This is a genomic window from Paenibacillus phoenicis (assembly GCF_034718895.1).
GTDB classification, from domain to species: domain Bacteria; phylum Bacillota; class Bacilli; order Paenibacillales; family Paenibacillaceae; genus Fontibacillus; species Fontibacillus phoenicis.
Map to the genome: position 1 here is coordinate 3,187,370 of NZ_JAYERP010000001.1, position 25,450 is coordinate 3,212,819.

The following is a 25,450-nucleotide window of genomic DNA, read 5'->3' on the forward strand; positions in this document are numbered from 1 at the left end:
TCTAAATAGAGACTGCCCCGATTTCTTCTAAACGACTTCCCGATCTTTCTCTTCGACTTGGTTTAGTTCCGCGGTGCGTTTCGTATCCCGCTTGAGAATCGGCGCCAGGTATCGTCCGGTATAGGATTTGTCTACCTTCACGATGTCCTCCGGCGTGCCGGTAGCGATCACCGTTCCTCCCCCGCTGCCGCCTTCCGGCCCTAGATCGATCAAGTAGTCGGCCGTCTTGATCACGTCCAGATTGTGCTCAATCACAAGCACCGTCTCGCCGGAGTCAACTAGGCGATGAAGCACCTTGAGCAATCGGTCGATATCGTCGACATGCAAGCCGGTTGTAGGCTCATCGAGAATATAAATCGTTTTGCCGGTGCTGCGGCGATACAATTCCGAAGCCAGCTTCACACGTTGGGCTTCCCCGCCAGACAACGTCGTTGCCGGCTGCCCTAAGGTCACATAACCTAAACCAACGTCCATCAGCGTTTGCAGCTTGCGGTGAATTTTCGGGATGTTCTGGAAGAACTCCGTAGCATTCTCGATCGTCATCTCCAGCACATCGGCAATGCTCTTGTTTTTATATTTGACTTCCAGCGTCTCGCGATTGTACCGTTTGCCTTTGCAGACTTCGCAAGGAACGTATACGTCCGGCAGGAAGTGCATTTCAATTTTGATGATCCCGTCGCCTTTGCAGGCTTCGCAGCGACCGCCCTTGATGTTGAAGCTGAAGCGGCCTTTCTTATAGCCGCGTACCTTCGCCTCGTTCGTCTGCGAGAATAGGTCGCGAATATCATCAAACACTCCGGTGTACGTTGCCGGATTGGATCGCGGCGTACGCCCAATCGGAGATTGGTCAATATCAACGACTTTCTCCACGTGCTCGAGGCCTTTGATTTCCTTGTATTGGCCTGGACGCACTCTCGCCCGGTTCAAGTCGCGAGCCAACGTTTTATACAAAATCTCGTTGACCAGGGTCGACTTACCGGAGCCGGATACCCCGGTCACCGCCGTAAACACACCGATTGGGAATTTCACGTTGATGTTCTTCAGGTTGTTTTCCTTCGCCCCTTTGATCTCCAACCAACGGCCATCCGGCTTCCGCCGAGACAAAGGTACCGGGATAAACTTCTTGCCGCTCAAATATTGACCCGTTAAGGAACGCGGATCGTTCATGATTTCCTGAGGTGTCCCTTGCGAGATCACTTGCCCCCCGTGAATCCCTGCCCCCGGCCCGATATCGATGATATGGTCCGCGGCTAGCATCGTATCCTCGTCATGCTCAACGACGATCAATGTATTGCCGAGATCGCGCATGTGGGTTAACGCCGAGATCAGCTTATCGTTATCCCGTTGATGCAGCCCGATACTAGGCTCGTCCAGGATGTACAGGACGCCCATCAGGCTAGAGCCGATTTGCGTCGCCAGCCGGATGCGTTGCGCTTCGCCGCCGGACAAGGTTCCAGCTGCACGACTAAGCGTCAAATAGTCCAAGCCGACGTTCACCAAGAACCCAAGCCGGTTATTGATCTCTTTCAGGATCAGGTGGGCAATGGATTTTTCCTTATCCGTCAGCTCCAGATTCCCAAAGAACTCCCTTGCTTCGCCGATCGACAAAGACGTCACATGGGCGATGTTCTGACCGTTCACCGTTACGGCCAGAACCTCTTTCTTCAAACGGTGGCCATGACAGGTACCACAGGGCTTGGAGCCCATAAACTCTTCGATGAACTCACGAATGCCCTCCGAAGCCGTTTCCCGGTAGCGCCGCTCCAGGTTAGGGATAATCCCTTCAAACGTCACATAGGCTTCTCGACTCATGCCAAAATCGTTCTCATAGCGGAACCGAACCTTAACATCACCTGTGCCATACAGCAACTTGTCCATCTGGTCCGCTGTCAGCTCGGAAACCGGTACATTTTGCGGGATATTAAAGTGCTCACAAACCGATCTCAAAAACTGCGGATAGTAGTTGGAGGTGCCGCCAGCCCAAGCCTCAAATGCACCCTCCTCAATCGATTTGGAAGGATCCGAGATGAGCAGGTCCTTATCGATGATCATTTTCACACCAAGTCCGTCGCACTCTGGGCAAGCCCCGTACGGACTGTTAAACGAGAACATCCGCGGCGACAGCTCTTCGATACTGAACCCACAGATCGGGCAAGCATAGTTCGAGCTAAAGCGAAGCTCCTCTTGGCCAATAATATCAACGAGAATTTGCCCGCCGGACATTTTGAGCGCCGTTTCGATAGAATCAGCCAGCCGGCTGCGCGCATCTTCCTTCACCACGATCCGGTCGACGATGACCTCGATGGTGTGCTTCTTGTTCTTCTCCAGTTCAATATTCTCCGACAAATCGCGTTGCTCTCCATCCACCCGAACCCGGACGAAGCCTTGCTTGGCGATTTCGCTGAGCAGGCTTTTGTGCTCGCCCTTTTTGCCGGAAATGACAGGAGCTAAGATCTGCAATCTCGTTCGCTCCGGATATTGCATGATGCGGTCAACCATCTGCTCAACGGTCTGCGACGTAATTTCAATGCCATGCTCCGGGCAGTGCGGATGACCGATCCGGGCGTACAACAGACGAAGATAGTCATAGATTTCCGTAACGGTCCCTACCGTCGAACGCGGGTTGCGGCTCGTCGTCTTCTGGTCGATGGAGATGGCTGGGGACAATCCTTCGATCGAGTCCACATCCGGCTTATCCATTTGCCCCAAAAACTGCCGAGCATACGCAGACAACGACTCGACATAACGGCGTTGCCCTTCGGCATAAATCGTATCGAAGGCAAGCGATGATTTGCCGGAGCCGCTCAACCCCGTAAGCACGACAAACTTGTCGCGCGGTATCGTGACATCTATGTTTTTCAGATTGTGCGCTCTGGCGCCTTTGATGACTATATTCTCGCGACCCAACAACTTCATCTCCCTTTTTTATATGATGTTTAAAAATCGGCTTCTCATCACGATGCTATTCACAGGAGTATCTTCGACGTCGAATCTTAAATTCAGTCAGTCGCTCCGTTGCTCACGTAGCCCTAACTACGCTCCGCTACTCACTCCCTCCTTCGTCCAACCTTCTCGGTGCTGAAAACCCGATTCTTAAACTTGATTTAACTTTCACTTCTCTAAAACCGGCTTCCCATCACGATGCTATTCACATAGGGTTGGTTTGCCGACGCTCCACTCCCAGGGCGCCCGGATTCTAACGGAACGTAGCGACGTTATTCGTTGATTTCCTGGATATTTCCCGTCCTAACGGAACCCAGAGACCTTATTCACCAGCTATAACGACGTTTAGTGCATTATCAAGCCAAATAGCGTCTCCTCGTTCCGTTAGAACGAGAAACCTTGCTCTCTAGAGCAAATAAGGTCTCTCCGTTCCGTTACAGCAACTTACAACCTAAGAGCCCCGTATCAGCCGCCCCAAGCCAAGGGCCATAGGTCAGCGCTCTTGTTTGGCCACCCTATGGCTGGCTCATATTGCTAAACGGCGCCAGCTCGCCTACGCTTATGCCTCTGCCCGCAGCTCCAGGATCGCGTCGCGCAGCTCGGCAGCGCGTTCGAATTGCAGGTTCTTGGCCGCTTCTTTCATCTCGGCCTCGAGACGAGCGATCATCGCTTCGCGATCGCGCTTGGACATCTTGCCCTTGGCATCGGCCAGGTAATCCGCTTTGCTCTCCGCGACCTTGGTCGCCTCGATCACGTCGCGGACCTTCTTGCGGATCGTCTGCGGCGTGATGCCGTGCTTCTCGTTGTACGCGATCTGGATTTTGCGCCGCCGCTCGGTTTCCTTGATGGCTTTATCCATCGACTCGGTGATCGTATCGGCGTACATCAGCACGCGGCCGTCCGCGTTCCGCGCAGCCCGCCCAATCGTCTGAATCAGCGATCGCTCCGAGCGGAGGAACCCTTCTTTGTCGGCATCCAAAATCGCCACCAGCGAAACTTCCGGCAAATCCAGCCCTTCCCGCAGCAGGTTGATCCCGATCAGGACATGGAACGTCCCCAATCGCAGGTCGCGCAAAATACTCATCCGCTCCAGCGTTTTGATATCGGAGTGAAGATACCTTACCTTGATTCCGACTTCCTTGAGGTAATCGGTCAAGTCCTCGGCCATCTTCTTGGTTAACGTCGTCACCAGTACGCGTTCGTCTTTGGCAATGCGATCGCGGATTTCTCCGATCAGATCGTCGATCTGCCCCTTCGTTGGCCGCACCTCGATGACCGGATCCAGCAGACCTGTCGGACGGATAATCTGTTCGACCATCGTGTCGCAGTGCTCCAATTCGTAAGGCCCCGGCGTCGCCGAGACGTAAATCAGCTGCGTCGCCTTCTCCTCGAACTCCTCGAACCGCAGCGGACGGTTATCCAGCGCCGACGGCAGGCGGAAGCCGTGTTCTACCAGCACATTCTTACGCGCCTGGTCTCCATTGTACATCGCCCGGATCTGCGGCAGTGTGACGTGAGACTCGTCGATGACGATCAGCATATCGTCCGGAAAATAATCCAGCAACGTATACGGCGTCGCCCCCCGCTCACGGAAGGTTAACGGTCCGGAGTAGTTCTCGATGCCGGAGCAGAAGCCGACCTCCCTCATCATTTCGATGTCGTACCGTGTCCGCTGCTCCAGGCGCTGCGCCTCCAGCAGCTTGCCTTGCGCGCGGAATTCCGCCAGCCGCTCTTCCAGCTCACGTTCAATGTTCTGGAGGGCGATCTTCATCGTTTCTTCCTGGGTCACAAAGTGAGACGCCGGGAAAATCGCTACATGCTCCCGTTCGCCAACCAACTCGCCGGTCAGCACGTCAATCTCTGTAATCCGCTCGATCTCATCGCCAAAAAACTCCACGCGAATCGCCTTCTCCCCATGCGAAGCCGGGAAGATCTCGAGCACATCGCCGCGCACCCGAAACGTACCGCGTACAAAATTGATATCGTTCCGTTGGTATTGGATATCCACCAGCCGGCTTAAAATCTGATTGCGCGGCTTCTCCATCCCTACCCGCAGAGACAGCACCAAATTCCGGTACTCCATCGGCGAACCGAGACCGTAAATACACGACACACTCGCCACAATGATGACATCCCGCCGCTCGAACAGCGCGCTAGTCGCCGAGTGCCGCAGTTTATCGATTTCTTCATTAATGCTGGAATCTTTCTCGATGTAGGTGTCGGAGGAAGGAATGTAGGCTTCCGGCTGGTAGTAGTCGTAGTAACTGACGAAGTAATCAACAGAGTTTTTGGGGAAAAATTCACGAAATTCGCTGGCCAGCTGCGCCGCCAACGTCTTGTTGTGCGCAATGACGAGGGTGGGGCGTCCGAGCTTCGCTATCGTATTCGCGATCGTAAACGTTTTACCCGTCCCCGTGGCCCCGAGCAGAGTTTGGTGCTTTTTCCCGGCCAGCACGCCTTCCACCAATTGACGCACCGCCTCCGGCTGGTCGCCTTGCAGCGTATATTCGGAGATCAGCTCGAATTTATTGTCGCTAACCACGATTTCACTCATTGTCCAACATCACCCTATCGTCTAAAATGAAATACTAGAGGCATCATTTGACATTATTTTTATCTATGACATGAGTTGGTTACTCAAGAAGTTTGTTTCTACATATAAACTAGGATCGTCATCCTTCCGATGAATAAACCAAGCTTAACGCCTGAGCCTTTCCTAAATTTATCAAAATAGGAATAGGTGTTCCCATGTATTATACCTTTTTCATCCTGTAGATGCAAACGGTAAGTCGAAGATAGGAGTTGTTCATATTTCATGGATATTGCAACGTTGATAGGCATCATTGTTGGTCTCGCCGCCCTTGTTGGCGGATTTACGCTCGAAGGCGGTCAATTAGGCGGTCTGTTGCAGGTTACAGCCGCTTTAATTGTGTTCGGCGGCACCTTTGCAGCCGTGTTGATCAGCTTCCCGGTCGCCAAGCTGCGAACGGTTCCGAAGGCGCTGGCACTCGCGTTTATGACCAAATCCCCGGCGCAGGACGGCGTGATCGAGGATATCGTGGAGATGTCTTCCACTTCCCGGCGCGAAGGCGTCTTGGCTTTGGAGAAGAAGGCGGCGGAGCATCGGGATCCTTTTTTGCGCGAGGGTATTCAACTGGTGGTGGACGGAACGGATCGGGCGATGGTGCGGCAAATCATGGAGCTGGAAATCGATGCGGTATCGAAAAAATATGACGGCTACGCCAAAATCTTCGAATCGGCCGGCGGATACGCCCCAACGATGGGGATCATCGGTACGGTGATGGGGCTCATCCACGTCCTTGGCAGCTTGTCCGAACCAACGGCATTGGGGCCTTCGATTGCGCTTGCTTTTACGGCGACGTTGTACGGGGTGGCCAGCGCCAACCTGATTTTTCTTCCGATCGCCTCCAAAATCAAAGCGCGCGGCGAAGACGAAATCGACCGAATGGAGATGATGCTGGAGGGGATTTTGTCGATCCAAAACGGCGACCATCCTCTGCTTGTGCGGCGGAAGCTGGAGTCTTTTACCGCGGAAACCGCGCGTCTTCTGCCGGATGACGGTCCGGCGGAAAAACCCGCCAGCTTCGGAAGCGGCGCTCGCATTCAAGCCTCCGAGGAGAATGAACTATGAGACCGTCCAGCAAATCGGGGAAAATAAACGAGCCGGACGTTTCGACGCGTGAATCCCGCAGGCGTGCACGCCGCTCGGAACGAAACGATGCGAAGGACCGCTGGATGATCACCTATGCGGATTTGATTACGCTGTTGTTGATTTTTTTCGTGATGATGTATGCCATGAGCCGGTTAGACGTGGAAAAATATGAAGTTGTGACCTCCTCCCTCCAGCAAACGTTTAAAGGCGGCGATTCCATTCTGGAGTTAGGCAGCGGGATTACAGGCACCGCAGACCGGTACAGTCACAAAAATCCGCCGGCCTCGGCAGATAGCGGCAGCAAGCAAGGCGAAGGACAAGGCACGACAGGACAAGCGGACAGCAGCGGACAGGCTCCGTTGACCGAACGGGAGCTTGCTTTTCGCAAGCAGGAGGAAGAGCTCGCCAACTTGATGAAGCTCATTGAGAGTTACATCAAGGACAATTCGCTGGAGGATCAAATCCACGTGGCTGACTTGCCTCAGGGCATTTCGATCACGTTAAGCGACCGGTTTCTGTTCGACACCGGCAAGGCCGACCTCAAAAGCGGCTCCGCCAAAACGCTCGCCAAGCTAGCCAGCTTGTTCCGGCAGCTCGACACCGTGATCAGTATCGAGGGCCATACCGACAACCTGCCGATTGTGTACGCGTCGGAGTTCAAAGACAACTGGGAGCTGTCGGGGGCAAGGGCACTTTCGGTGTTGCGGTTTTTCGTCGACAAGGAGAAGCTGGATCCGCAGCAATTCCAATACGCCGGCTACGCCGACACCCGCCCCGCCGCCGACAACGACACCCCCGAAGGCCGCCAGAAGAACCGCCGGGTGGAAATCACGGTGTTGCGGCAGTTGCAGCAGTAGGGGGGATGTGGAATGGGACTACGTTTGTTTGAGCGTCCGCAATGATGCTGGTGCTCTTTTCCCTTATCCCGCGCTCTAACGGACCACAATGACGTTATTTGCTATTTCCCGGACGATTTCCCCGGCTAACGGACCGGAATGACCTTATTACTTGTTTTTTCGTTATTTATGTCTGATATCACGCCAAATAACGTCACTGGAGTCCGTTGCTATGAACGTTTTTGTCAAGCCCTCGGTTTTAAATCTGCCTGAGCACGTGGCGCGAGAGCAAAAATGCGAGCGACGGTCGGCACGCTGCTATCCGTGGGTTGGTTACCACATGTTATGCCTTCGTCAGGGAGAGCCCTTGCAAGCTAGAAACGCACGTTCAGTTTCTTTCAAAACCTAGTGCAAACGGACTACGCAAATTCTCTCCTGAACCTTCGTTTGCTCCCGGGCCTCGTGCTCCGGCGTGAGCTTGTCAAGCGTCTTCCTTGACAAGCGGTGGGGTACAATTCAACACTTTTCCAAATCCTCATCGAAGATGAGGAACGCCACACGGCGAGTGTGGGGGTGCAGGGGGCAACGTCCCCTGCGTCCTTCATCGTCCAAAGGCGTTAGGAGGCTGCTGGCTGCTCCACGGTTCGAGCAACCGCCCATATGAACCCAATCAATTCCCGGGCCACCGCACCGACGGCCACATTCTTGTGCTTGTTCTTTCCAAACACAAGATGACGGTATTTGTAATGCAATCTTTCTTGCGCCTTCCAGGATAACAGCTGTACGTCGGCGGGCATACCATCTAATCGCTTAGCGAGATCCCCTTTTACGGCAGGACGGTGACGGTAACTCCAAGCGGACTCCACCAAAGTCCGTCGTAAGCGGCCATTTCCGGCTTTGGTCATGCTGCCGCGTCGAGTACTTAGGCCCGTGGAATACTCACGAGGGACCAGTCCCAAGTACGCCATCAGTTGCGCAGGGGAGCGAAAACGCGCAAAGGTTCCGATTTCAGCCGCAAGGGTAATGGCTGTAAGCAATCCAATCCCCCGTAGGGACTGAAGAGCTTGGATCAGAGAAGCCTTAGAACCGGTCGCAGCTTGCTGGACCAGTGCTTTTTCTAGGCGCCCCATGCGTTGCTCGATCTCATCCAAAGTATGAAGCATTTCGCTGAATGCCACGTGCATGGACTCATACGGGAACGTAAGCTGCCCTAACCAGACGCGATACTTCTTGGTCCAGCGACGCTTTATGGTGGCGGGTGGTTCAATCTGGTGACGAAGCAGGAATTTCAAGATCCGCTGACGAGCCCGGTGGGCATCTTCCTTGGCAGCTTCACGGGCGCGAACCAATTCCCGTAGAGCCTCATCTTCCCGTTCGGGGACGTAAACGGGAGTGAGCTCTCCTGCACGATACAAACGCGCGAGTTGCTCGGCATCCCGTCGATCTGTTTTCACTTGGTCGCCGGGGCGTTTGGGAATGAGCGATGGAGCAATGACGACACAGTGGGCCCCCATGGAGGTGATCCAGCGATAGGTTTCGTAACCTGTGGGTCCTGCCTCGTAGCAAAACGATAGCGTTTCGGCCGCTCCCAGCTCTTTGATAAGCTTGCGTAACGCTGCCGGTGTGTGGGGAATGGTTCCGTAATAGCGTGGAGCTTCCCCGCTCACATCTGCAATCGCAACCGAAATTTTTTCTTTGGATACATCTAAACCGACGAATTTTGTGGTAGACTGCATAGTATCAGCTCTCCTTTGCTATGTAGCTCTGAAATGGTTTGGGTTAATCACTATCCATTTTAACCTACGAGATGTAGCAATTTGGAGGGCTGTCTTTGTTTTACGTTCATCTTAGCTAGATTTCACGAGGGGGAACTGTGAACGAAATAAGGGCTCTACGGTCCGTTACCGTTACAGACAACATAACACCTGAGCTTTTTATGAAGCACTCAACCATTGCATGCATACGTCAAACGAGATAAACTAAGCTCAAATCGGACGTGAAGCACACGCCGTCTTGATACCTCGCCCCTTAGTGGTGAAAAGGTATCGGGACGGCGTTTTTGTTTTCACAATTGGAGAAAGGTGGAGATGGGATGAAATTTGAACAAGCATTTGATGCGTGGATGGCACAACAAATGGAGGAGGAGAAGAATCCTAGACGATTGGAGCTCCTCAAAAAGGGGTTGGGGCACGGCACCATGGAGTTTTTGAGGTTCGTATGGTTCCCTGCCGTTGGACAATTTGATCACTTATACCCGGAGTGGGAGGTACGCGACTTTAATAACGGTTACCGATACTTGGACCTCGCTTATCTCCCAGGGGCAGGCTCGGCTAAGGGGGCGATTGAGATTCAAGGATACGGCCCCCATGCAAGAGATCTAGATGTCCGACGTTTTAAAGATTTATGTTGGCGTCACAGTTTATTGGCTTTGGATGGTTGGACGTTACTCCCTATCGCTTACTTGTCTATTGTAGAGGAGCCGAAGCAATGCCAACAGCTGGTCCTGTCTTTTGTCGGCAAATTCATGACCCTTGCAGTACAACCAGATTTAGATTGGCTTGAGGCGGAAACAGTACGTTTTGCGAGACGTCTGCTACGGCCCTTTAGTCCATTGGAACTTTCGGAGCATTTGCGGATTACGGATCGACACGCCAGACGCATATTGCACGGGTTAGCTCAAAAACAGCAATTATCTGTTGCAAGCGGGAAGCACCGATATCGGACATATTGTCTTGTGCGTTGAGAAGCGGGGGTCGGGCAACTTCCAGCAGTGGATTTGCCGTATGGTGGGTCTACCCATATGTGATGTGAGACGTAGCTCTCTGCTCCGGATTTCTAGCTAAGATGAACGTAAACAAAAGACAGCCCTCCAAATTGCTACATCTCGTAGGTTAAAATGGAAAGTGTAAACCAAACCATTTCAGAGCTACATAGCAAAGGAGAGCTGATACTATGTAGTCTACCACAAAATTCGTCGGTTTAGATGTATCCAAAGAAAAAATTTCGGTTGCGATTGCAGATGTGGGTGGGGAGTCACCCCGCTATTATGGGACTATCCCTCATACGGCGGCGGCATTACGCAAACTTATCAAGGAACTGGGTCCGGCCGAAAACCTCTCGTTTTGTTATGAGGCCGGTCCCACAGGCTATGAAACTTACCGGTGGATTACTTCCATGGGAGCCGAGTGCGTTGTCATTGCGCCTTCACTTATTCCCAAACGCCCCGGCGACCAAGTGAAAACAGATCGACGGGATGCGGAGCAACTCGCACGTTTGTATCGTGCAGGAGAACTCACTCCCATTTACGTCCCCGAGCGGGAAGATAAGGCTCTGCGAGAATTGGTTCGCGCCCGGGAAACGGCCAAGGAAGATGCCCATCGGGCTCGTCAGCGGATCTTGAAGTTCCTGCTTCGTCACCAGATTGAACCGCCAGCCACCATAAAGCGTCGCTGGACCAAGAAGTATCGCGTCTGGTTAGGGCAGCTTACGTTCCCGTATGAGTCCATACACGTGGCATTCAGTGAAATGCTTCATGCCTTAGATGAAATCGAGCAGCGCAAGGGGCGCCTAGAAAAAGCACTGGTCCAGCAAGCTGCGACCGGTTCTAAGGCTTCTCTGATCCAAGCTCTTCAGTCCCTACGGGGGATTGGATTGCTTACAGCCATTACCCTTGAGACACTTGACAAGCTCACGCCGGAGCACGAGGCCCGGGAGCAAACGAAGGTTTGGGAGAGAATTTGCGTGGTCCGTTTGCACTAGGTTTTGAAAGAAACTGACCGTGCGTCTCTAGCTTTGCAAAAGCTCTCCTTGACGAAAGTAACCAACCCACGGATAGCAGCGTGCCGACCGTCGCTCGCATTTTTGCTCTCGCGCCACGTGCTCAGGCAGAGTTAAAACCGAGGGCTTGACAAAAACGTTCATAGCAACGGACCCAAATGACCTTATTTTCGATTTCCCGCATCATTTCCCGTTCTAACGGACTGAGGTGGCCTTATTTCAGGTAAAGTAGGACAGTTCATCCCTAATTTCAATCAAATAAGAGCATCTGGGTCCGTTACATTCTCATGGCTGCTTATCTCATGCAAATAGCGTCACCTGGGTCCGTTAGCGAACGCAAAAAACGCCTGGGAGGCCTTGCCTCTCCCAGGCGGGTTTGTCGTCGCACCGCGCGGCAGCCCGCCACCGCGGTGCAGCCATTGGCCGCCGCAGACGCGTGCATCCGCGCTGCGCACGGGCATGGCGCCACGGCGCCGCGGGGTGCACAGCCCCCCGCGGCGCGGGCGCACCCTTACGCCTTGGCGGCCGGCCCATCGGCCGCCGCCGGCGCGCCGCCGCCCGCCCGCGCATCGCGCTGCGGCTCGGGCGTGGCGCCCCGAGCGCCGCGCGCCGCACGGGCGCTCGCGCGCGGGCGCAGCAGCTGCAGCAGCGAGAGCGGCTGCAGCCTTACTGCCGCCGGCGCCAGCTCGTCCGGCGCGAGAATCGCGCCGAGCTGGTGGTGATCGCCGGCGTAGATGGCGCGCTGGAGGAATTTGCTCTCGCCCGCGAGATTCTGCACCTCCAGCTTGCAAAAAGCCGGGTTGATCCGCAGCGCCGCATGCAGATCTTCCTTCGTGGGCACCGGCATGCCGTTGACCTTCACGATCGACTCGCCGGCCCGGATGCCCAGCTCTTCCGCCGGACTGCCCGGCAGCACCGCGAGCACCTTGAGTCCCCCTTGCGGATGGACAAACATCGGGCTGCGCTGCTGCTCCTCATAGCGGCTCAGCCAAATCAACGCTTCGTGCAGCCCAAACGCCGCGATTGCGGCCACCAGCATCAGCGGGCTCCACCACGCCGCAAGCAGCGCCAGCACGGTAATGACTGCACCATACCCCAGCAGTCGACCAGACGAAAGGCGCGCCTTATCCTTAGGCAGCATCCCCAACGTCATCTCCGAAAATCCGAGCACGATCGGCAGCCCCATCAGGCTAAAGCCGTCTTGCCATGCTTCCCCGCCAAACAATGGCGTCCACGGCAGGACCCCGCCCAACGTCTGCGCCGGGACGAGCAGGAACAGCGGCACCGGCCACAAGCTTTGCATTTGATACCCGCCGATCAGCTTGCCCCGTTTGCCTTCAAAAAACAACGGCCCCGCAAACGAAGCGCCCTGCCACCGGACCAACAGTCCCTCGGCCAAATGCAGCAGGCCGACCAGACAAAGCAATGCCGGAATATCCAGCTCCCGGACGACGCGAACGACGTCGCTCAGAACCGCAACCCCTGCCGTATCCGGGATCAGATTGAATACAAACTGGAGTACCCCCAGCAAGCCCACGGCGTAAGCGAGACACAAATAGCGGATGCGGAACAGCATCAGCACCAGCGTAACCACCCAAAGGCAGAGAATTCCCTCCATCGTCAGATTCATTCCGAGGAAGACGAAGACGACGGAAACCGCCAGCCCCGCCAGCAGCCCGCCAAGGGCGGTTCGCCAAGTCTGCAAGCCCCATCTGTGCAGGCGAACATGAAACAGACGGCGTTCCAGCACAACCTGTCTGCGATAGAGCAGCAGGATGACGATGATCGAGATATAGTAGAACGGCTGCAGCAATAGCTGCGCCCCTGCTTCCGCCAGACTCCACAATCCTTCCAGAATGAGATCCAAGAGGTATTCACGCTCCTTTTTTGGTGTATAAGTTCAAGCTTGTCATCTTGCCCTAGGAGTAATGATCGGTTTACCTATGTACTCCAACGAAATTCAGCAAAAAAGAGGGCCGCACATCAGCCCTCTAAGGGATTCGACATTCACTTCGCAATTTCCTTCCGCATGATCTCCAGCGCACGATTTAACTGCATGTCGTTTTTCGGATCGCGGATTTGTTGGATGATGCTGGCTTCCAAAGCCTCGGCGGTTTTCGCGTCCAGCACACCGTTTGCCGTAAGCTTCTGGTCTGTTTGGAACTTTTTCAGCGCCTTCTCGGTGTTTTTATCGAAATAACCGTCCTTCCGGCCCGGATTGTATCCGAGTCCGTCCAGCATCGTTTGGGCGCTTTTGATATCCTCACCGAGCATATCGTATTTGTACGTTTTTTCCTTATTGATCGGAGCTACCGTAAAATAGTCCGGCTGGGACACCTCAACATCCGGCTTGATCCCCTTCTTATGAATCCATTCGCCGTTTGGCGTCAGCCACTTGGCGATGGTGATCTTCAGCATGCTGCCGTCGCCCATTTCCTGACTATAGCTGGATTGCACCGTTCCTTTGCCGTAAGTCGTTTCACCGACCAGCTTCGCTCCTGCGGATTCCTGCAGGGCTCCGGCCAAAATCTCCGAGGCGCTTGCACTGCCCTTGTTGGTCAACACAGCGATCGGGTAGGATTTGCCGCTTCCCTTGGAAACCGACTGCTGCCGACGCTTATATTTATCCTCGATTTGGACGATGGCTTTCCCCTTCGGCACAAACTGCTCCGACATCGCCTCAACGACGTCCAGCACCCCGCCCGGGTTGTTACGCACATCGATGATCAAGCCCTTCATGCCCTGTTTCTCAAGGTTTTCCAGCTCTTTCTTGAAATGATCCGCCGTATTCAACGAAAACTCGGTCACCGTAATGACCCCGATTTTGCCATCCTTCATCTCGGCATAGACCGTTTCCAGCGCAATGTCATCACGGACGATCTCGAATTCCAGCGTATCCGCAACTCCCGCCCGTTTAACCTTCACCTTAGCCGTTGTGCCTTTCGGGCCGCGAATTTTGGCCACCGCCTCATTCAAGCTTAAGCCCTCAAACGACTCCCCGTTCACCGACAACAGGATATCCTTCGGTTGAATGCCAGCTTTTTCTGCAGGAGAGCCCTTGATCGGGGAAACAACGACGACATTGCCGTTCTCCATGGACACCTCTGCCCCAATTCCGGTAAAAGACCCCTCAATCTGCTCCGAGAATTGCTGCGCCGTATCCGGGGCCATGTATGAGGAGAATGGATCCTCCAGCGCATTCATCATCCCGTCAATCGCACCATCAATTAACTTGTTCGTATCCACGTCCTCGACGTAGTTTTTTTGGACAAGCTGCAACGCCGTCTCGATTTTTTTGATGTCTTGCTTCGAGCCGGTGCTGGCCGTGTCGGCAAAACTTCCGCTGCGCAGCGGTCCCGTTCCAGCAAAGCTCCATTCCCCCGTCAGCGTTAACGTCAACAAGCTGCTGACCAGCATGGCTGCGACAACGAGCAGGGCTACCGTACGACCTTTAAACATCCTTGATCACCGCCTCCGAAAAATGAACATGTCCGGGCGGCGTGCCCGGCACGTCCGAATTTGAACGTCACATAGTATATGTTCCACCCATGAGAAATATTTACAATTTAAGGTGGATTTAAAATTGGCTTCTTATCACGATGCACTTTCTAAGGAGCATAATCGACGTCGAATCTTGAATTCAGCCGAGTCTTCCGTTGCTCACGTAGGATTTGCCTACGCTCCGCTACTCAGCCTCTAGCTTCATCCAACCTTCTCGGTGCTAATAACCCAATTTTAAATCTTCCATGCTAACCAGGTGGTTTTAAAATTGGCTTCTTATCACTAAACCCCAAAATTGCAATTTAACGGTGAAAACGGACCCTGCCCCAGAGAGGCGGTATCCGTTTTCGCTCGAACACTATAGTTATTTTATTACAAATAAGGCATCGGGTCTACTGGGTTGCCGTTGATCCGGACTTCGAAATGGCAGTGAGGGCCGGTGGAGTTGCCCGTGCTTCCAACTTCGGCAATTTTCTCGCCTTTCTTGACGTGTTGGCCTTTCTCTACCTTAATCCCGCCATTGCGGATATGGCCGTAAAGCGTCCATACGTTGTCACCGTGGTCGATGATTACTGTGTTGCCGTAACCGCTCCACCATTCTGCAACGATGACGACGCCATCCTCCGCCGCATGGATATCCGTCCCTTGGGCAACGGCGAAATCCACACCGGTATGCATTTTCTTCACGCCGGTAATCGGATGGATTCGTGAACCGTATCCAGAGGAGATTCGGGCGCCATCCACCGGCAATCCAAACGAACCGCCGTTGCCCTTAAATCCGCCGGATCCGGAAGAACTCTTCTTATATTTGTATACCTGAGCAGCCTTCAGCTTGTTCTTCTCTTGCTCAAGCGCCGACCGTTTCTTCGCCAACTCAACCAGGAGCGCTTCTTGCTCCTCGCTGATATCTTCGGATTCCTCGATGTCAGCGTTGTATTTCGCGATCAGCTGCTGCTTCTCGATCTCCTTAGCTTCCAGATCGCTCTTACGCGACTCGGCATCCGCATAAAGCTGCTTCACTTTTGCATAATCCTGCTCCAGCTGCTTCTGCTGCTGCACGATCAGTTCCTTGTCCCGTTTATGCTCATCCAGCAGGATATGGTCCTGATTGGCAATCGCCTGCAGGGAGTCCGCCCGCTCAAGAAAATCGGTAAAGCTGGTGGAGGACAGCAGCACGTCCAAATAGGAAACGACGCCATCCGTATACATCAACCGAACGCGGGTGTCGAGCAAGTGGGACCGCTCTTCAATTCTCGCTTGGGTCTCGTCCAATTTTTCCGCAGTTTCGCGCAAATCCTCTTCCGTTTTCTCAATTTCGAGTGAAATTTGCGTTAACTCGTTGCTCACGACCTCAATCTGACTCATTAATTGTTTCAGATAATTGGTATTTTTATTGACGTAATGCTGTGCTTCCTGCTTCTGATTCTCGGCTTTCTCCTGCTGCGCTTTGGCCTGCTTAGCCTGCTCCTGAAGCTGCTTCAGCTCTTTGTCGATCTGGCTGATGGTTTTGGTCTTGGCGAAGCCTTCAGTAGGTTGGAAAATCAAAGCGGCTAATGCGACAACGGTGAGTGTGGTTATCCATTTCTTCAACTTCGTTTCCCCATCCTTCTTAAAAGGTAATTAAAAATTCCGACTTTTGTAGATATAACAATGTATCGGCTCGTTTCCTTCGCTTCCTTAATTCCGTTACACCTTCAAAAACTTCCGAATCGACATCGTACTTCCCCAAATGCCAATCAAAAGTCCTAAGCCGACAAGCAATCCGCCTAGTTCCAGACCGATTTCTTGGAGCGGTACCAGCTGAATGGCCAGCGTCACGTCGGATTTGACCGATGTCACCAGCTCGTTGTAACTAAAGAACAGCACGCCTACGGTGATCAGGGAACCGATCAGACCTATTAAGGCGCCTTCTACGAAGAAAGGCCAACGAATAAAGGTATTCGTCGCGCCAACCAGCTTCATGATGCCAATCTCGCGGCGGCGGGCTAAGATCGTCACCCGGATCGTATTGGAGATGAGGAACATCGCCATCAGGGCAAGGCCAGCCACAAAAGCAAATCCGATATTGCGGATCGCCCGGGTGATTTTGAACAATTTTTCCACCGTACCTTGTCCGTAATTGACTTTATAGATCGGCTTCTCCTCGTATTTATCGTTCAGGGCATTGATTTTGCTGGCTACGTAAGGCACCGTAGTGGGTTCAATCACCTGAACCTCAAACGTGTCAGGAATCGGGTTCGTCGTCTCATCGTACCCTTCCAGCAGGTCCTTGCCTTCCTCGCCGAGCTTCTCCCGGAAATCCTTTAGGCCTTCGGCTTTGGGGATCAGCTTTACTTTGCTGACTTCTTCCATCGAGCCGATCTCGTTATAGATCTGGTCGCGCAGGGCTTCAGACACATCTGAGTTTAGGTAAGCCTTGATCTGTACCTGGCTGTCCGCCTCATCGGCAAACGCATTGACGTTCAGCACAAGCAAGGTGAACACGCCTAAGATCAGCAACGATACGATGATCGAGGTGATGGACGCCACCGACATCCAACCGTTGCGGAACACGCTCTTTGCGCCTTCCCGCAAATGCCGCAAGAAGGTGCTAATAGTCATAACCATATTCCCCTCTCAGCTGGTCTCGCACGATATTGCCGTGTTCAATCGCGATGACGCGTTTGCGCATCGTATTTACAATCTCTTTGTTGTGGGTAGCCATAACGATGGTGGTACCGCGGAAGTTGATTTCGTCCAGCAGCTGCATAATCCCCCAGGAGGTCTCAGGATCGAGGTTCCCCGTGGGCTCGTCCGCAATAATGACGGACGGATTATTGACGATCGCCCGGGCAATCGCCACCCGCTGTTGCTCTCCGCCGGATAGTTGGGAAGGATCGCGACCCGCTTTATTTTTCAGCCCGACCAGGTCGAGCACTTCCATCACGCGTTTCTTGATGATCTTCTTCGGGGCTTCGATCACCTCCAAAGCAAAAGCCACGTTCTCGTAAGCCGTCAGCTTCGGAAGCAGCCGAAAGTCTTGGAAAATCACCCCGATATTTCGGCGCACATAGGGAATTTTGCGAGGTTTTAGCTTGCCAATGTTAAAGCCGTTAACGGAAATCTGCCCCTTAGTGGGCACTTCTTCCCGGTAAATCAGTTTCATGAAAGTCGATTTCCCTGCGCCGGAGGGACCAACCAGATACACGAATTCATTACGGTCGATCTTGACCGAAACGCCTTTAAGGGCGTGGGTACCATTCGGATACGTCTTCCAGACATCCTGCATTTCTATCACTTGATCACGTCCTAAATCTATGATTCCGTTTCTATAGGTGGCCCTATCTTACATTCGACATGTTCCAGCCAAATCCTTTAAAAGTTGAGGAAATTCCTTGAAGTCCGATATTTATTGTAACAAAGATGTTACCACTTGAGTACCCGAAAGTTTCCAGCCGTTTGATCATACATATGGTTGTACAAGGTTCTTTTCTATGAATCTCAAGGGCTTCGCCTAAAGGAGACGGCTATGAAAAAGAAACATTTGGCAGCTATATTACTCTGCGTTGGGCTTCTCGGCGCCGCAAGTTGGGGAGCGCTCGCACTCTATGTCTCGCAGGACACCTTGCCTTCGGGCACGGTCGTGGCCGGATTGGATCTGGGCCGGCGCCAGCGCGATGAAGCTCTGCGGCTCCTTGACCAGGAGATCGCCGCATTAAACCGTAAGCAAGCTGTGTTTACGGTCGACGGCAGCACGAAAACCCTCACCTGGGCGGAAGCCGGGGTTACGTTTGATGCAGAAGCTTTTCGCGAAGAGGTGCAACGGCTGGAAGAGGGCTCCTTATGGGAACGAGGAGTGGCGAGAAGAAGTTTTCATCGGCAGTGGACGCTCACCATCACCTTCGATCCGCAGAAGCTGCAGACGGTGTTTTCCCCTGAATGGGAAAAGAATCGATTCGGCTCCCCGGTGAACGCTGTGCGGACGATTACTCCTCAAGACCAAATTCGCTATTTGCCGGGAACGGCCGTGCAGCGCATCGACTGGGATCGTTTGTTGGAGATGGTGCCGAAGCAGCTTGGAGAAGAAGTACGCCGTTTGGAGAAAAATTCATGGCATGAACCAACCCCAAATCCGTTGTCGAAGCAGCTTCCCACCTTTCAATTTACCGTGCCGCTCAAGACAGTAGAGCCTGAAATCACGGTGGAACGGCTGAAAAAAGAAGGCATCCGCCGCAAAATCGTCCAGTTCTCCACGAGCCTGATGACTAGCGGGGCCGGACGGGTGCATAACGTGGACGCGGCGGCTCGCAGCATCGACGGGATGGTACTGGCTCCGGACGAAATTTTCGACTATGGTGAAGTCATTGAATATGCGGAGAAGACGTACGGCTTCCGGGAGGCGCCGGTCATTTTTGGAGGGCGGCTGACCCCTGGGGTAGGAGGCGGCATTTGCCAGGTCTCGAGTACGCTCTACAATGCGGCGGTTCGTGCCGGGCTAACGATCGTGGAGCGGCGCAATCACTCCCTGCCGGTCAGATACTTGCCCAAAGGCCAGGACGCCACGTTCGCCAAAGGCTACATCAATTTCCGTTTCAAAAACACCTCCGGCCACCATCTCCTCATCCGCGCCGAGGTGAAAAACGGCCAACTGACCGTTAAGCTTTTTGGCGATATGCCGGAGAACGTGAGTTACTCGCTTGAATCCCGTACAACTGAGGTCATTTCCCCGCCAAACAAATATGTGATAAACCGATCCTTGCCTGCCGGAAGTCAACAAGTGCTCGTGCGTGGGAAGCAGGGATATGTCGTCGAGACGTACCGTATCAAGAAAGTGGACGGCCAGACGGTCGAGCGCACGTTGCTCTCCAAAGACACGTATCCGGCGCAACCAAACGTAATCGCGGTGCGTGAGGTCAAGGCTGGTTCGACCGGGAGCAGCAAAGGCGGGGGTTCGGGTAGTGGCGGCAGCAACCGCGGGAGCAATGGGAGTCGTAACAGCGGTAGTAACAGCGGTGGTGCAGGGGCTGGGGGCCAAGGTGGCACGGGTGGATCGGGCAATTCCAGCGGCAACACCTCTTCGGAACGCCTACCCAAACAGATCTTGGAGGACGGCGTAACTGGGCCGAATTTTCGATGAGAATCGCGGGGAGGAGCCAATCCCCCTCTCCCTTCCTCCTCGATCCCAGCGATAGCGGTAAAAATAGGCGCTATTTCGTCAATTTCATGCCACTTCACAGAAATAAGGGAAAATTGTGGCGTTATTTTACGATAGGAAGCCCAAACTCACGCTTATTGCGACGTTTCCTCAATTATAAGGACATTTTTTACCGTTATTTCCCCGGAAATTGTCTGGGAGAGTCAAATAAGACCATAAAAGGGCGCTATTCTCCTCGCAAATTACAAAAGAAGCCGCTCGGCGTCGAGCGAAAGTCGATAGGAACGAACGCGTACGCTGCCGCTGGCAGGTTGGATCCACTGTTTCTCAGACAGTTGTCTTAGCCATTTGCGAGCTGTTTTGCTTTCCACTCCCATCATGTGACAGATGTCCCCCGGTGTTAAAGGTCTCCCCGCGCGAAGGAACTGACGAATCAGCTCCCTCTCATGGTAGTTGGCCTGCAACAAAGAATCCGCCTCCCCCAGCCACCTTCCCATAAACTGCTGCAATGTTTGCTGACAGTAACGCGGGTTCTCGCTGACGTCATCGTATGTAAATCGCAGCACCTTCCAACCATCCAGAATCAAGTCGTTTTGCCGCCGACATTGGTCGGAGAAGCGATCCCGGCTGATCCCGCGCAGATGCGGGCCATATCCGTCGATTTCAATGGCAAGCTTAATTCCGGAACGTAGGTAAGCAAAGTCAAGATAGCGGTATCCGTCTTTAAAATCGGTCACCTCATATTCAGGATGAAGCTGCCGAAAATGCCCGAAAGCGGGCCACCACACTTTTTCGACAAATGCCTTTTCCGCATACCCATGCCCCTCCCTCAATCTTCGTTCTCTCTCCCCTTGCCGGCGTCCCAAATGATCGCTGATCCACTGCGCATAGGTCTCCTGAAATCCCATCCAACCAACCTCCTCCAATGGAAAAATAAAACGCCTTCCGTCGACGGACGAGACAACTACATCGTCCAACAACAAAAGGCGTGTGCTTCACGGCTCTATATTTGTTTTGTGATTTACTCATTATTATACCACATGCTCGCCATATTCTTCCATATACTTCTCCAACTGGAACAGGTGACCAATCACCCAAAATTTGCCGCATGATGTAAACTTGAAGTATACTGGACTGCATCTGAGACCTGCCGCAACGTTCACAATAAATTTACTGCATAAAATATTTCGCGGCGTCTCCAAACTAGGGTATCAAGCTTCGAACTAATCTATCCTTGTTGCCGAAATCGCGATGTAAGAAGGAGGCTTCCTTAATATATGAATAAAACGATCGCATCTGCCTCTACCCCAGCCTTAAATCAGACGCGCAGCGCTTCTGTTTGGCTGCTGGTAACCGCCGTGCTCCTGACCGCCGCCGCCTTGCGGTCGCCCATCACCGGTGTAGGCGCCCTCATTGGCGAAATCGAGGCGGCCACGGGCTTGTCGCACGCGATGTCGGGCATGCTGACGACACTGCCGCTGATCGCCTTCGCGGTGTTTGCGCTGGCTGCACCCGGCTTGTCCGCAAAGCTTGGGATCGAGCGGACGCTGTTCTACAGCATGGTCCTGATGACCGGCGGCATCCTCGTCCGCTCTCTGCCGTCCGTTGCTGCGCTGTTTGCCGGCACCGCGTTGATCGGCATCGCGATCGCGGTCTGTAACGTGCTGCTGCCTGGGTTGATCAAACGCGACTTCCCGCAGCAAGTCGGTTTGATGACCAGCCTGTTCACCACGTGCTTGACTTTCTGGGCGGCGATTTCCTCCGGGATCAGTGTACCGCTGTCCCAAGGTCCACTGGGGTGGCGTGGCGCATTAACCATTTGGGTGGTGTTGACGGCGATCGCCAGCTTGGTCTGGCTGCCGCTGTTGCCAAAACGCACCGAAGCTGGCCAGAACCTGAACAAAGCAACCGTTGCGGGCCGCTCCGCCACCCCGGAGGGTGAAGTAACCAACACTACGGCACGCCCGCAGTCCGATCTGAGCCAAGCTTCCGGCCCGCGCCTTCGTATTTGGCGTTCACGGGTTGCCTGGCTGGTGACGATGTTTATGGGCTTCCAGTCGATCCTGTTTTACGTCAGCATTTCGTGGCTGCCGGACATTCTGCAGGAGCGCGGGATGAGCGCCGAACAAGCCGGCTGGATGTTATCAATGATGCAGTTGATCAGTATGGCCGGCTCGTTCCTGATGCCGCTGTACGCCGCGCGGTCGGACAGCCAGAAGTGGATGACTGCCGCCACTGCCGCGTTATGCGTAATTGGCTTCGGCGGCATCTGGGCCGGATCGGTCGCGCTGGCCCCACTCTTCATCCTCTTACTTGGGATTGGTGCCGGCTCCACCTTTGGCCTAGCCATCGTTTTCTTCTCGCTGCGCTCACGCACGACGGAGCAAGCCAACGCCCTGTCGGGCATGGCGCAATCCATCGGTTACATATTGGCCGCGTTTGGGCCAACGCTGTTTGGCTATCTCCACGATCTCAGCGGCAACTGGGACACCCCGCTTGCCGTGATCACGGGCGTGTCGATTATAACCGCCCTCTTTGGCTACGCCGCCGGGCGCAAGGGATATGTCGACGCACGATAAAAACAGCCCCAAGCCCCGCAACGCAAAAAAGCTGTCCCCGAGGACCTCTCATAGGCCCCATGGGGACAGCTTTTTGCTTTACTGCCAACCTCAGCTCGTTGGCTGTCCTTCCAGCTGCGGCTGCGGCTGCGCCGCCGGCTTGTGCTTGAAGATCGGCACCAGGATCATCGCGCCTAGCAGCATGATGATGCCGGATACGGCGTAAATGCTGACGAGCGGAAAGAACTTTTTCAACACGCCGGACACCGACATCATGATGACCATCATGCCCATGAACATCGGGCTGAGTACACCATTGACGCGACCGACATAGGATTGCTCCGTCCATTGCAGGATCATCGTGTTGATCCCGATCTGGATGCAAGGGAACGTCAAGCCGTTCAGGAACTGCAACGCCAACGTCAACGGAACGCTGGTCGACAGCCCCATCCCCACGATACAGACGGCGCTGACCGCCATCCCGAAGGCTAGGAGCATTTGGGGCGGGATCTTTTTAGCTAAGCCCATAATCACACCGCCGCCAATCAGCATCGCAACCCCGTTCACCGCCAGCAAAAATTGCAGGAATTCCTTAGGCTGACCCAAACGTTCAGTGACGACAAACAATCCCAGAGTTTGGATAATCCCGACCGAGAAGCCGGCGATGGCAAACGTGGCGCCCAGCACCTTCAGCACAGGACTCCGCCATACATAGCGGAAGCCATCCGCCAGTTCCTTGCGGATATTCGAGGTTTTCTCTTGTTTTTCCTCTAGCTCTACGTCCGCCGGAAGCCGGAATAGCACCAAAGCAGAGATCAGGAAAGCCACGCCCATCACGCCAATCGAGATGTAAATCCCAAATTGGTGATAGGAGTAAATCCCCAGCGAAGGCCCAATCACCATGAAAATAGCGACCAACGACTGGAACAACGCCATCCCTTGTTGCACTTTATCCGGATGGACATGCTGCTTGAACAGCTTCATGACCGACGGTTGCGAGAACTGCGACAGAATCGCCGAGATAAAGGTCGCAAAATAGACCGTTTCCCACGAACCGTACAGCAACGTCAGCAGCACGGCGAAGACCGAGACGGCGGACAGGAAGTCGCACCAGATCATCGTCCGCTTCGGCTTCCATCGATCCGCAAACGCCCCACCGATGAAGGAGAACACGAAGATCGGGGCAAACTCCACGACGGAAATGAGCGAGATCGCAAGCGGATCGTTATTGGTCTGGTCTGTGACGAACATCAGAATCGCAAAATTGCGGACCCAGATTCCAATCTGCAAGAACAGGTTAGAGATCAGGATTGTCTGGTAGAACCGATTCCGGAACAAGCTCCCGGAAGCAGGCAAAGCCTGTGACTCGTTACTTTTCACGTAAACACCTCATTATTGCTCAGGATAAACTATAGATTATCCATATTTCCTGGAGGGATGTCAAATGTTTCTTTGATTACCTTCTTTTTCGAAAAAATTACTCCGAGGCCGCCGGCTTCGCTTCGTTACGACCGGCCGCTTCGGCCCCATACGCTCTCATTTTGGCGTTGCCCATAAAACATACCGTGATCAAAGCCAGCACAGCCGGCACCAGCGTCCACCAAAACATCGTCGTGATCGACTTCGATAGATCCGCGACGATCTGCTCCAGAACCGGTGCCGGAATGGCTTTACGCGCTTCGGTAGCCAGCAGGGTCCGCGGATCGTCCATGGATGGCAGCCCGTCGGCTCCGCCGCCCATAGCGGATAACGATTCGCTTAACCGGTTCGCAAACAGATTGCGCTGCACGATCCCAAATATGGTAATCCCCACCGTCATCCCCAGCGAGCGAATGAACGACATCGTCGAGCTGGCGGCTCCCCGCTGCGAAGGTCCAAAGTCCTGAATGGCCGACATCCCCAGTACAGAGAAGGAGAACCCGACGCCAAAACCTGCGATGGCCATATAAATCGACAGCAACGTCTTGGTCGTGTCCGGCGTAATTGTCGCCAGCAATGCAATCCCCACAATAAAAATAACAGCCGATAAGATCATCACGTTACGGAAACTGGTGCGCTGCACGAGAAAGCCCCCGACTTGAGAAGCAACTACGGAGCTCAGCGTCATCGGCAGCAGGATCAAGCCGGAATGGGTGGCTGTACCGCCCGTGACCCCTTGTACGAACAAGGGAATGTACACCGAAGCTGCGATAAAGGCCGCACCGTAGAACAACCCGGCGAGATTGCTGCTGGCAAACAGCCGCTTCCGGAACATTGCGAAGGAAACGATCGGCTCCTCTGCTTTACGTTCCACCAGCAGGAAAATCGTGAACAAGACGGCAAATGCCGCGAACAGTCCAAGAATCTGCCCAGAGTCCCAGGCGTACAGCTGCCCGCCCAGTTCCAACGCAAACATCAGGGCAACCACCGCACCAATCAAGGTCAATGCACCCCACCAATCGATGCGTTGCTTGGAGTGAACGGCCGATTCTCGGTAAAAAGCCAGAATCAAGAACAAGGCGAGAATGCCAATCGGGATATTGATGTAAAAATTCCAGCGCCAGTTCAGATGGTCGGTAATAAATGCCCCAAGCAGCGGACCTGCCAGGCTGGAGATCCCAAATACTGCGCCAAACAAACCGCCCATGGCGCCGCGTTTCTCCACCGGGAACACATCAAACACGATGGCAAAAGCGATTGGCATCAGCGCTCCGCCCCCGATCCCCTGGATCGCGCGGTAGATGCTAAGCTGCACGATGGTGTCAGCCGTACCGCAGAGCACAGACCCTAGCAGGAACATGGCGATGCCAAAAACAAAAAACCGTTTACGTCCATACATATCGGACAGCTTGCCGAAAATCGGCATCGCTGCCATTTCCGCGACCATGTACGCGGAGGTCACCCATACGTATTTATCCAGGCCGCCCAGCTCAGACACGATGGTGGCCATCGCCGTGGACACGATCGTATTGTCCATGGCGGACATTAAGATGCCGAGCAGCAAACCGGCAACAACGAAGCCGAGACGGCCGCTTTTTTGCTCGTTCAT

16 protein-coding genes and 1 pseudogene are annotated in these 25,450 nt (G+C 54.0%); 6 read left to right on the forward strand and 11 right to left on the reverse strand.

Translation table 11 applies throughout. The features are described from left to right. Positions 1 to 27 precede the first annotated feature (27 nt). Complete coding sequence (gene uvrA / locus U9M73_RS15220) at positions 28 to 2,907, reverse strand: excinuclease ABC subunit UvrA (RefSeq protein ID WP_323077907.1); 2,880 nt, start codon at positions 2,905 to 2,907, stop codon at positions 28 to 30. A 595-nt stretch (positions 2,908 to 3,502) separates the two neighbouring features. Next, positions 3,503 to 5,497 carry an excinuclease ABC subunit UvrB gene (uvrB, locus tag U9M73_RS15225; RefSeq protein WP_009225396.1) on the reverse strand — a complete coding sequence of 665 codons (1,995 nt, stop codon included), beginning with the start codon at positions 5,495 to 5,497 and terminating at the stop codon, positions 3,503 to 3,505. 261 nt (positions 5,498 to 5,758) lie between these two features. Here uvrB and U9M73_RS15230 point away from each other — a divergent pair, with 261 nt between their 5' ends. Beyond that, positions 5,759 to 6,595, forward strand: coding sequence for a flagellar motor protein (locus U9M73_RS15230; protein ID WP_323077909.1), 837 nt, complete (start codon positions 5,759 to 5,761; stop codon positions 6,593 to 6,595). Next, complete coding sequence (locus U9M73_RS15235; RefSeq protein WP_323077910.1) at positions 6,592 to 7,473, forward strand: flagellar motor protein MotB; 882 nt, start codon at positions 6,592 to 6,594, stop codon at positions 7,471 to 7,473. Before U9M73_RS15230 ends, U9M73_RS15235 begins: the two co-directional genes overlap by 4 nt. Positions 7,474 to 8,069: 596 nt before the next feature. On the opposite strand, the gene U9M73_RS15240 is transcribed toward U9M73_RS15235, so the two are convergent. After that, positions 8,070 to 9,188 carry an IS110 family RNA-guided transposase gene (locus U9M73_RS15240; protein WP_323076132.1) on the reverse strand — a complete coding sequence of 373 codons (1,119 nt, stop codon included), beginning with the start codon at positions 9,186 to 9,188 and terminating at the stop codon, positions 8,070 to 8,072. A gap of 356 nt (positions 9,189 to 9,544) precedes the next feature. On the opposite strand from U9M73_RS15240, the gene U9M73_RS15245 reads away from it, so the two are divergent. After that, entirely contained in the window at positions 9,545 to 10,195 is a 651-nt protein-coding gene (locus U9M73_RS15245) for a hypothetical protein (RefSeq protein WP_036645353.1), read from the forward strand. Positions 10,196 to 10,434: 239 nt separating this feature from the next. Beyond that, positions 10,435 to 11,211, forward strand: a pseudogene (locus tag U9M73_RS15250) (IS110 family RNA-guided transposase); the annotation flags it as partial. Positions 11,212 to 11,740: 529 nt separating this feature from the next. On the opposite strand, the gene U9M73_RS15255 reads toward U9M73_RS15250, so the two are convergent. From U9M73_RS15255 to ftsE, 5 genes are all read right to left on the reverse strand, one after another. Then, positions 11,741 to 13,096: a PDZ domain-containing protein gene (locus U9M73_RS15255; protein WP_323077911.1), complete on the reverse strand. Its 1,356-nt coding sequence runs from the start codon at positions 13,094 to 13,096 to the stop codon at positions 11,741 to 11,743. Positions 13,097 to 13,236: 140 nt separating this feature from the next. Continuing rightward, the gene (locus tag U9M73_RS15260) at positions 13,237 to 14,688 is read right to left on the reverse strand and encodes a S41 family peptidase (RefSeq protein WP_009225390.1); all 1,452 of its coding nucleotides are present in this window, start codon (positions 14,686 to 14,688) and stop codon (positions 13,237 to 13,239) included. 414 nt (positions 14,689 to 15,102) lie between these two features. Continuing rightward, complete coding sequence (locus tag U9M73_RS15265; protein ID WP_260071106.1) at positions 15,103 to 16,320, reverse strand: murein hydrolase activator EnvC family protein; 1,218 nt, start codon at positions 16,318 to 16,320, stop codon at positions 15,103 to 15,105. A gap of 96 nt (positions 16,321 to 16,416) precedes the next feature. After that, on the reverse strand, positions 16,417 to 17,331 hold the full coding sequence (ftsX, locus tag U9M73_RS15270; protein WP_260071105.1) for a permease-like cell division protein FtsX: 915 nt from the start codon (positions 17,329 to 17,331) through the stop codon (positions 16,417 to 16,419). Then, positions 17,321 to 18,007, reverse strand: coding sequence for a cell division ATP-binding protein FtsE (gene ftsE / locus U9M73_RS15275; RefSeq protein ID WP_260071104.1), 687 nt, complete (start codon positions 18,005 to 18,007; stop codon positions 17,321 to 17,323). The genes ftsX and ftsE overlap by 11 nt, the downstream gene beginning before the upstream one ends. A 231-nt stretch (positions 18,008 to 18,238) precedes the next feature. Here ftsE and U9M73_RS15280 point away from each other — a divergent pair, with 231 nt between their 5' ends. Beyond that, positions 18,239 to 19,846, forward strand: a complete 1,608-nt coding sequence (locus tag U9M73_RS15280; protein WP_323077912.1) for a VanW family protein — start codon at positions 18,239 to 18,241, stop codon at positions 19,844 to 19,846. A gap of 260 nt (positions 19,847 to 20,106) precedes the next feature. On the opposite strand, the gene U9M73_RS15285 is transcribed toward U9M73_RS15280, so the two are convergent. Continuing rightward, positions 20,107 to 20,772, reverse strand: a complete 666-nt coding sequence (locus tag U9M73_RS15285; RefSeq protein WP_260071101.1) for an endonuclease domain-containing protein — start codon at positions 20,770 to 20,772, stop codon at positions 20,107 to 20,109. 369 nt (positions 20,773 to 21,141) lie between these two features. On the opposite strand from U9M73_RS15285, the gene U9M73_RS15290 reads away from it, so the two are divergent. Further along, a complete protein-coding gene (locus tag U9M73_RS15290) occupies positions 21,142 to 22,443 on the forward strand; it encodes a CynX/NimT family MFS transporter (RefSeq protein ID WP_323077913.1) in 1,302 nt (433 codons plus the stop codon). A gap of 90 nt (positions 22,444 to 22,533) precedes the next feature. Here U9M73_RS15290 and U9M73_RS15295 read toward each other — a convergent pair whose 3' ends face one another. After that, positions 22,534 to 23,802 (reverse strand): MFS transporter, encoded by a 1,269-nt coding sequence (locus U9M73_RS15295; RefSeq protein WP_323077914.1) that lies wholly within the window; start codon positions 23,800 to 23,802, stop codon positions 22,534 to 22,536. Between the two features lie 97 nt (positions 23,803 to 23,899). Next, entirely contained in the window at positions 23,900 to 25,450 is a 1,551-nt protein-coding gene (locus U9M73_RS15300; RefSeq protein ID WP_323077916.1) for an MDR family MFS transporter, read from the reverse strand.